Origin of the sequence: Pseudomonas sp. PIC25, assembly GCF_002286785.1 — a bacterium.
GTDB lineage: Bacteria > Pseudomonadota > Gammaproteobacteria > Pseudomonadales > Pseudomonadaceae > Pseudomonas_M.
The window spans coordinates 1-9,127 of record NZ_MUJY01000140.1; the positions used below are offsets into that span (position 1 = coordinate 1).

The 9,127-nt window shown below is 64.0% G+C and carries 7 protein-coding genes; 3 read left to right on the plus strand and 4 right to left on the minus strand.

The window, feature by feature from the left end; all coding sequences use genetic code 11:
• The 3 genes from BZL41_RS17555 to BZL41_RS17565 form a co-directional block, all read left to right on the plus strand.
• On the plus strand, positions 1–565 hold a 565-nt coding region (locus BZL41_RS17555; RefSeq protein WP_095600504.1), incomplete at its 5' end, for an ABC transporter permease.
• Positions 562–1,251 (plus strand): ABC transporter permease, encoded by a 690-nt coding sequence (locus tag BZL41_RS17560; protein WP_084335880.1) that lies wholly within the window; start codon positions 562–564, stop codon positions 1,249–1,251. The genes BZL41_RS17555 and BZL41_RS17560, both read left to right, overlap by 4 nt.
• A 63-nt stretch (positions 1,252–1,314) precedes the next feature.
• Positions 1,315–2,568: a methyltransferase gene (locus BZL41_RS17565; protein WP_095600505.1), complete on the plus strand. Its 1,254-nt coding sequence runs from the start codon at positions 1,315–1,317 to the stop codon at positions 2,566–2,568.
• A gap of 212 nt (positions 2,569–2,780) precedes the next feature.
• Here BZL41_RS17565 and BZL41_RS17570 read toward each other — a convergent pair whose 3' ends face one another.
• The 4 genes from BZL41_RS17570 to nirB form a co-directional block, all read right to left on the minus strand.
• Entirely contained in the window at positions 2,781–4,499 is a 1,719-nt protein-coding gene (locus BZL41_RS17570) for a bifunctional protein-serine/threonine kinase/phosphatase (RefSeq protein ID WP_095600506.1), read from the minus strand.
• A gap of 80 nt (positions 4,500–4,579) precedes the next feature.
• Entirely contained in the window at positions 4,580–5,392 is an 813-nt protein-coding gene (locus BZL41_RS17575) for a formate/nitrite transporter family protein (protein ID WP_095600507.1), read from the minus strand.
• 28 nt (positions 5,393–5,420) lie between these two features.
• Positions 5,421–5,780, minus strand: coding sequence for a nitrite reductase small subunit NirD (gene nirD / locus BZL41_RS17580; protein ID WP_084335884.1), 360 nt, complete (start codon positions 5,778–5,780; stop codon positions 5,421–5,423).
• Complete coding sequence (gene nirB, locus BZL41_RS17585) at positions 5,780–8,341, minus strand: nitrite reductase large subunit NirB (protein WP_095600508.1); 2,562 nt, start codon at positions 8,339–8,341, stop codon at positions 5,780–5,782. The genes nirD and nirB overlap by 1 nt, the downstream gene beginning before the upstream one ends.
• Positions 8,342–9,127: the final 786 nt, after the last annotated feature.

Below are 9,127 nucleotides of genomic sequence, written 5' to 3' on the forward strand. Positions count from 1 at the left end.
CTACAAGCCGCTGCAATGGCTGGGCGGAAGCTATTCGACCATCGTGCGCGGCGTGCCCGAGCTGCTCTGGGTGCTGCTGATCTACTTCGGCACCGTCAACCTGATGCGCAGCCTCGCCGACCTGCTCGGCGTGGAAAGCCTCGAACTGAATGCCTTCGCCGCGGGCACCATCGCCCTCGGCCTCTGCTTCGGCGCCTATGCGACCGAAGTCTTCCGCGGCGCCATCCTGGCGATTCCGCGCGGCCACCGGGAAGCCGGCCTGGCCCTCGGCCTGTCCAAGGGCCGGATCTTCTGGCGGCTGATCATGCCGCAGATGTGGCGCGTCGCCCTGCCCGGCCTGGGCAACCTATTCATGATCCTGATGAAGGACACCGCCCTGGTTTCGGTGATCGGCCTGGAAGAAATCATGCGCCGCTCGCAGATCGCGGTCACGGCCAGTAAGCAGCCCTTCACCTTCTATATGGTCGCCGCGTTCATCTACCTGGGCCTGACCGTCCTCGCCATGATCGGCATGCATTACCTCGAGAAGCGCGCAAGCCGCGGTTTCGTCAGGAGCACGACATGAACTGGGACGTCATCATCAAGTGGCTGCCGCGCCTCGCCGACGGTGCACTGCTGACCCTGGAGCTGGTGGCCATCGCCGTGGTCGCCGGGCTGATCCTTGCCGTTCCGCTGGGCATCGCCCGCGCTTCGCGACACTGGTACGTGCGCGCTTTCCCCTACGGGTACATCTTTTTCTTCCGCGGAACGCCGCTGCTGGTGCAGTTGTTCCTGGTCTACTACGGCATGGCGCAGTTCGATGTGATTCGCAAGGGACCGCTCTGGCCCTATCTGCGCGATCCGTACTGGTGCGCCATCATCACCATGACCATGCACACGGCCGCCTATATTGCCGAAATCCTGCGCGGCGCCATCCAGGCCGTGCCGCATGGCGAAGTGGAAGCGGCCCGTGCGCTGGGCATGTCGAGGACGCAGACGCTGTTCTACATCATCCTGCCGCGCGCGGTACGGATCGGCCTGCCGGCCTACAGCAACGAGGTAATCCTGATGCTCAAGGCCAGCGCCCTGGCCAGCACCATCACCCTGCTGGAGCTGACCGGCATGGCGCGGACCATCATCGCCCGCACCTACCTGCCGGTGGAAATCTTCTTCGCCGCCGGCATGTTCTACTTGCTGATCGCCTTCTTCCTGGTACGCGGCTTCCGCCTGCTGGAACGCTGGCTGCGGGTCGACGCCACCCAGGCGCGCTGAGCCCGGCGGACGCTGGGCGCGGGCGGCGATATAATCGCCGCTCGCCAGCTCTCTCTCCTCACCATGTCCAACCTGCTCAGCGGCGCACGACTGCGCGAACGATTCCTCGCCCTGGATGCCTTCCTGCTGGAAACACAGGCGTTCTGGCGGCCCAAACCGTTCACCGACCTGCACCTGCCCTGGGAAGAGCGCTGCCCGGAGCTATCCCTCTGGTTGCGCCGACGTACGCTGGCCGACGCCGATGCCGCGCATAACCACCCGGAATATCTGGCCGCACCCGATCCGTTTCCCCTCCTCGCGGAGCGCGCGGCCCAGCTCGGCGCACTGGACGAGCTTCCCGCACAACCGGTCGCCGAACTGCCCTCCCGTTTCAACGTGGACATCCCCGGCCGCAAGTGGGAACAGATCCAAGCCTTCGCCAGCCGCCTGTCCTTCCAGCGGCCTACCGGGCACTGGCTCGACTGGTGCTCCGGCAAGGGCCATCTCGGCAGGCTGCTGGCGGTCCGCAGCGGCGCGGCCCTCACCTGCCTGGAATACGACGGCGCACTGGTTGAAGCCGGACAGACTCTGAGCGACCGCCTCGGTCTCGACGCGACGCACCAGCAGCAGGACGTCCTTGCCGACGATGCCGCCGACCGTCTCCATACCGCGCACACCCCCGTGGCGTTGCACGCCTGCGGCGACCTGCATATCCGCCTGATGCAACTGGCCAGTACCGCTGGCTGCGACCAGTTGGCGATTGCGCCCTGTTGCTACAACCGTATCGGCACCAACGATTACCTGCCGCTCTCCGCAGAAGGCAAAGGCTCGTCGCTCGTCCTGTCTCAGGACGACCTGCGCCTGCCGCTGGCCGAAACCGTGACCGCCGGGGCCCGCGTCCGCCGCCAGCGCGATGCGTCCATGGCCCGCCGCCTGGCCTTCGACCTGCTCCAGCGCGAACTGCGTGGATGCGACGCCTACCTGCCGGTGCCCTCGTTACCGCCGGCCTGGTTGGACAAACCGTTCGCCGACTACTGCCGCGACCTGGCGGAACTGAAAGGACTGCCCTCACCGGCCAACCGTGACTGGCAGCGCCTGGAACACGCCGGCTGGCAGCGCTTGGCGGAGGTGCGCAACCTGGAATTGCTGCGAGGCCTGTTTCGCCGCCCGATGGAACTCTGGCTGCTGCTCGATCGCGCGCTTTACCTGCAGAACCAGGGCTACGACGTGACCCTGGGAACCTTCTGCTCTCATCGCCTCACGCCCCGCAACGCCCTGCTGCTCGCGGAGCGCCGGTTGCCCACAGATGCTGTGGATAACTCTGTTGATTCTTTCTGAGCAAATGCCGCAAAGGCCGATTATCAAGAGCCTCACGGCTATTGGCGATTTTTTGAACGCCCCTTACAAAGCGCAATAAAAACAAGCAGTTATTCAATCGCTTCGGGTATGTGCTGATAGCACTTTGCACGATCGTCCAGCATAAGAGGATTTGTGCATAACGATTGAGAGGCTGATAGCCAAGCCGGTGCATAGCCCGTAGCCAGCAGGCCCTAGCCAGCCGGACGCAGCAGCAACCAGAAGACCAGCGCCGCAAGGACCAGCGCAACGCTGCGCCAGAACTGCACCGGGTTGCGCTCCAGCAGCGGCGGGCGCTGCTTGCGCAGGAATTCGGCGCTCGGGTGGCGCAGCTCGTAGAGGAACTCCGACAGCTCGGCGTAGCGCTTGTGCGGATCGGGATGCACGGCCTTGCGCAGCACGTCGTCGATCCAGGCCGGCACCTCGCGGTTGCTGTCGCGCAACGGCTGGTAAACCAGGCGCCCCTGCTCGGCGCGGGTCCGACATTTGGCCACTTCGGCACCATAGGGCAGGCGACCGCTAAGCAACTGATAGGCGATCACCCCCAGGGAGTACTGATCCGAGCGCGGCGAGCCGCTCTCGCCAAGGAAATACTCGGGAGCGGCGTACTGGGCGGTGCCGAGCAACTGGTCGCGCGGAAGGGACTCCCGCTCCTGCAGGCCGGCCACCTGGGCGGAGCCGAAGTCGATCAGCTTGAGGGTGCCGGTGGCGTCGATCAGCACGTTGTCCGGGCGCAGGTCTTGATGAAGCATTTCCAGGCGATGGAATGCTTGCAGGCCACGGGCGATCTGCTCGATCAGATCGCGCACCTTCTCCAGGCCGGGGCTGGGGTTGTCTACCATCCACTGGCGCAGGGTCTGGCCTTCGACGAACTCGCTGACGGTGTAGAGGTAGCTCCGCCGGCGCGTCTGGGCAGGCGCCTTGAGCACATGGGCACTGTCGATGCGGCGGGCGATCCACTCCTCGGTGAGCAAGCGCTCCAGGTGCCCGCGATCCTGCTGCAAGTCCACCGACGGCGCTTTCAGCGCCACCGGCGCGTTGCCGTCCAGCGCCAGGTAGACGTGGCTGCGGCTGCTGGCGTGGATCTCGCGGACGATGCGGTAGCCGTCGAACTCCATGCGTGGCGACAGCAACGGCGGCAGCGCCAACTCGGCCAGTTGCCGGTGCAATTCGTCCGCGTCACGGCTGGGCAGTGCCTCTACGCGCACCAGTTGCACCGTGAGGTTGTCATCGCTGCCCCGGCTCAGGGCCGCATCCACCAGGGCCCGGGCGGCGCCATCCAGATCGTCGCCGTGGGCGTGGATCAGTTCGACCATGGCGGCCGCCGTCAGGTGCTCGTGCACGCCATCGGTGGTCAGCAGGAACAGATCGCCCACTTCCAGGGACAGGCTGCGGTGATCCAGCTCCAGGTGCGGGGTAATGCCCAGGGCTCGGCTGAGATAACTGGTCTCGCGGGAGACCCACAGGCGATGGTCTTCGGTCAGGCGCTCCAACTCGCCGTCGCGCAGGCGATGAATGCGCGTATCGCCGGCATGGAACAGGTAGGCGGTGGTCGCCTTGAGCACCAGCGCGCTCAGGGTGCACACGTAGCCCCGGTCCATGTCGTAGCGGTACTGGCTCTGTCGGGTCTGGGCGTACAGCCAGGAGTTGGCGGCCATCAGCACCCGGTGCGCGGATTTCTTCACCGACCAGGCGTCGGAGGTGCAGTAGTAATCTTCGAGAAAGCTGCCAATCGCCGCCTCGCTGGCGATATGGCTGACGGCGCTGCTGCCGATGCCATCGGCCACGGCAATGGCGATGCCCTTGCTGGAAAGCTGCGGCTCCGGCGGGATGCAGACGCCATGGAAATCCTGGTTGACCGACTTGCGGCCCTTGGCGGAATGCTGGCCGACGGAAACGCTGAGTTGCGACATGCCTGCCCTTGCTGGTCATGCGGCCCGGAATCGCTGGGCGAAGAAAACGCGGAAGCCCCTCGACGGAGCTTCCGGCCGGATCAACCGAATGTACGTTTCGGCGCGGTCTTCACATGAGTGGCGTAGAGCGTCAGGCCGGTGAAGGCCAGGCCGCCCACCAGATTACCCAGGGCGGTGGGGATTTCGTTCCAGAGCATGTAGTCCATGACCGAGAAATCGCCGCCCATGATCATCGCGGAGGGGAACAGGAACATGTTCACCACCGAGTGCTCGAAGCCCATGTAGAAGAACAGCATGATCGGCATCCACATGGCGATGGTCTTGCCGCTGACGGTGGTGGAGATCATCGCGCCGACCACGCCCATGGACACCATCCAGTTGCACAGCATGCCGCGCAGGAAAATGGTCAGCCAGCCGGCCAGACCATACTGGGCGTAGCCCAGGGTACGCGCCTCGCCAATGTGGGAGATTTTCTCGCCGATCGGCCCCGGCTCGGTGGAGAAGCCGTAGGTGAAGACGAACGCCATCATGAACGCGACGGTCAGGGCACCGGCGAAGTTGCCGGTGAATACCAAGCCCCAGTTCTTCAGCACACCGCCGACGGTGACGCCGGGGCGCTTGTCCAGCAGGGCCAGCGGGGTGAGTACGAACACTCCGGTGAGCAGGTCGAAGCCCATCAGATACAGCATGACGAAACCGACCGGGAACAGCATGGCGCCCACCAGCGGCGAACCGGTCTGCACACTGATACTCACCGCGAACACAGCGGCCAGGGCCAGGATGGCGCCGGCCATGAAGGCACGGATCAGCGTGTCGCGGGTGGACATGTAGATCTTCGATTCACCGGCATCCACCATCTTGGTGGCGAACTCGGCGGGGACCAGATAGGACATGAGCGTGATCTCTCTCTGAAGGCAGCGGCTAGAGACGGATTTCCACCCGATCCCCGCAAAGGCGGGCGGGCCAGACTTGTAGTTGTTGTTCCGGGTATTCCACGCAACTGCCGTCGCTCAGACGGAAATGCTGCTTGTACAGCGGAGAGGCGATCACCAGATCGCCACCCATCTGGCCGACGATGCCACGGCCGATCACGTTGGCACCGGACTTCGGATCGCGGTTGCCGATGGCGAAGACTTCTTCCTCGGTATCCGGCAGGTAGAACAACGCCACCTGCTGCCCCTCGACCAGGGCGACCACGCCGGAGTTGGCGACCAGGTCGTTGCGCGAGCAGAGCGGCTGCCAATATTCGGCGATGTTCAGGGCGGTATTGGACTGGCTCATCAGTGGGCCTCCTCGGTCAGCGGGATCAGATGAAGTTCGCCGGACCGCGCCGGACGGCGCTGTCCGCGTTCCTTGACGAAATGGATATCCGGGTCGCCGCCGTGCTCGTTGACGAAGGTGCGGAAGCGCTTGAGCTTCTCCGGATCGCTAAGGGCGTTGGCCCATTCGCATTCGTAGCGGTCGACCACCAGTTGCATCTGGGCTTCCAGCTCGGCGGCCAGCCCCAGGCTGTCGTGGATGATCACGTCTTTCAGGTAATCCAGGCCGCCTTCCAGCGACTCGCGCCACACCGAGGTACGCTGCAGCTTGTCGGCGGTGCGGATGTAGAACATCAGCAGGCGGTCGATGTAGCGGATCAGGGTCGCGTCATCCAGGTCGGTGGCGAACAGCTCGGCGTGGCGCGGGCGCATGCCGCCGTTGCCGCACACGTAGAGGTTCCAGCCGTTCTCGGTGGCGATCACGCCGATGTCCTTGCTCTGCGCCTCGGCGCACTCGCGGGTGCAGCCGGAGACGGCGAACTTGAGCTTGTGCGGCGAACGCAGGCCCTTGTAGCGGTGCTCGATGTCCAGGGCCATCTTCACGCTGTCCTGCACGCCGTAGCGGCACCAGGTGCTGCCCACGCAGCTCTTCACCGTGCGGGTGGATTTGCCATAGGCATGGCCGGTCTCGAAGCCGGCGGCGATCAGCTCGCTCCAGATATCCGGCAGCTCGTGCAACTGGGCGCCGAACAAGTCGATGCGCTGGCCGCCGGTGATCTTGGTGTAGAGGTCGTATTTCTTCGCCACTTGGCCGATGGCGATCAGTCCTTCCGGGGTGATCTCGCCGCCGGGAATGCGCGGCACCACCGAGTAGGTTCCGTTCTTCTGCATGTTGGCCATGAAGGTGTCGTTGGTGTCCTGCAGCGGTACCAGCGACGGGTCCATGATCGGCTTGTTCCAGCAGGAAGCGAGGATCGAACCCACCGCCGGCTTGCAGATGTCGCAGCCGACATGGCCCTTGCCATGCTTGGCCAGCAGCTCCTCGAAGGTCTCGATGCCCTCGACGCGAACGAAGTGATACAGCTCCTGGCGGGTATAGGCGAAGTGCTCGCACAAGCTCTTGTCCACTGCCACGCCACGGGCGGTCAGCTCATGCTCGAAGACCTGCTTGAGCAGCGCCGCGCAGCCACCGCAACCGGTGGCAGCCTTGGTGCAAGCCTTGATCCCGGCCAGGTCAGTGCAACCACCATCGATGGCCTCGCAAATCGACGCCTTGCTGACGTTGTGGCAGGAACAGATGGTGGCAGTGGCGGGCAGCGCATCGGCGCCCAGGGCAGGAGCACCCTCGCCCGCCGGCAGGATCAGGCTGGCCGGATCGGCCGGCAGCTTGATGCCGTTCTGCGCGTACTGCAGCAGGGTGTCGTAATAGCTGTTATCGCCCACCAGTACGGCGCCGAGTACCTGCTTGCCATCGGCGGAAACCACCAGGCGGCGGTAGCTGGCGGTGGCCTCGTCGATATAGCGGTAGCTCTTCGCACCCGGCATCGCGCCGTGGGCGTCGCCAATGGAGCCGACGTCCACGCCGAGCAGCTTGAGCTTGGTCGACATGTCCGCACCGAGGAAGGGCGAACCTTCCAGGCCGCACAGCTCGGCGGCCACCAGGCGGGCCATCTGGTAGCCCGGAGCAACCAGGCCGAAGATGCCGCCGTTCCAGGCCGCGCATTCGCCGATGGCATAAATGCACTCATCACTGGTCAGGCACTGATCGTTGATCGCCACACCACCACGCGGCCCCAGCTCCAGGCCACAGGCGCGGGCAAGCGCGTCCTGCGGGCGGATGCCGGCGGAAAACACGACCAGATCGGTCTCGAGGAAATCCTCGCCGGCGAAATTCATCCGGTAGCGATATTCCTCGCCGGCCGTGATCGACTGGGTGGCCTTGGACAGGTGCACGCCGACACCCAGGTCTTCGATACGCCTCTTCAGCGCAGCACCGCCGAAGTCATCCAACTGGACCGGCATCAGGCGTGGCGCGAACTCCACCACGTGAGCCTCCAGACCGAGGGATTTCAGCGCATTGGCCGCTTCCAGACCGAGCAGACCGCCACCCACCACCACGCCACGGCGCTTACCCTTGGCCGCCGCGCGAATCGCATCGAGATCGTCGAGGGTGCGGTAGACCAGCCGCGACTCGCCCTCGGCACCCTCGATCGGCGGCACGAAGGGATAGGAACCGGTGGCCAGCACCAGCTTGTCGTAGCCGAAGCGACCCTTAGCGGTGACCACCTCGCGCTTGGCGCGGTCGATCTCCAGCACCTGGACGCTCAGGTGCAGGGTCAAACCCTCTTTTTCATAGAGGGAGACCGCGCTCATGGCCAGGGACTCCGCGTCGCGGCCGCCGAAGTATTCGGACAGGTGCACGCGGTCATAGGCCCGCTGCGCCTCTTCGCCGAACACGTCGATCCGGTACTGCTCCAAGGCGCCATTGGCGAGCAACTGCTCGACGCAGTGATGGCCGACCATGCCGTTGCCGACGACGATCAGCCTTTGCTTGTCAGAGGTGGAGGCAACTGTGGTGTTCATAGCGTTTCCCGGCCTGGCCAATCAGGTTTATCCGCGGCAAAAAAAACGCCTGGAAACCTCGCGGTTTCCAGGCGCCTTTGCCTGTTCTATCGATGCCGTCTGAGCACCGTCTCGCCCAAGCCTATGTTGGCTGTCGATCGCCTTTGACCGATTGGACGGACCCAGCTGAGTGGGTTTGCCATGGGTCTTGCAGCAGTTGTGCCAGGGCCGTCACATTTATCGGAAGCGCCCATTCGGCAAGGCTTGAGCAGCTACGAGCAGGTTCAGGAACGGCGAACAGAAATGAACTCGAACAGTGCAGAAGCGAATGGTGCGCCCCGAACTGAAGCAGAAAAACACAGAAACCCGGCTTCGGCCCGGCAATGCAACAGGCACCTCCTTCCAGCTTCGACCGCTGCCAAACGGGAAAGACGAAATATCGGAAGAGGTTGCCCACAAAACCTGTGGATAACTCTGTGAGCACTTTCTGGGCAACCCTCGCAAAGGCAGACCAGCGCTAGCTCTGTACACGCTGGCGATTTTCTGAACACCTTCTATAAAAGGCAGGAAAAACAAGCGATTAGAGACAAATTGCCGCACGCCTCAGCGCCAGCCACTCATTTTTCTTGGTCCCTACGGATTTTGTGAATAACGACCGGCTCGCTGATAGCGAAGTCAGTACATGGCGCGTTGCTATTGCTAGACGGACAGGTAGTACGGCATGTACGACCCGCCGCGCGGGTTGAAGCGCTTGTATTGCAGTTCCAGGTACGCCGGCGTGGTGTATTCGAAGTAGAACCCAGGGCA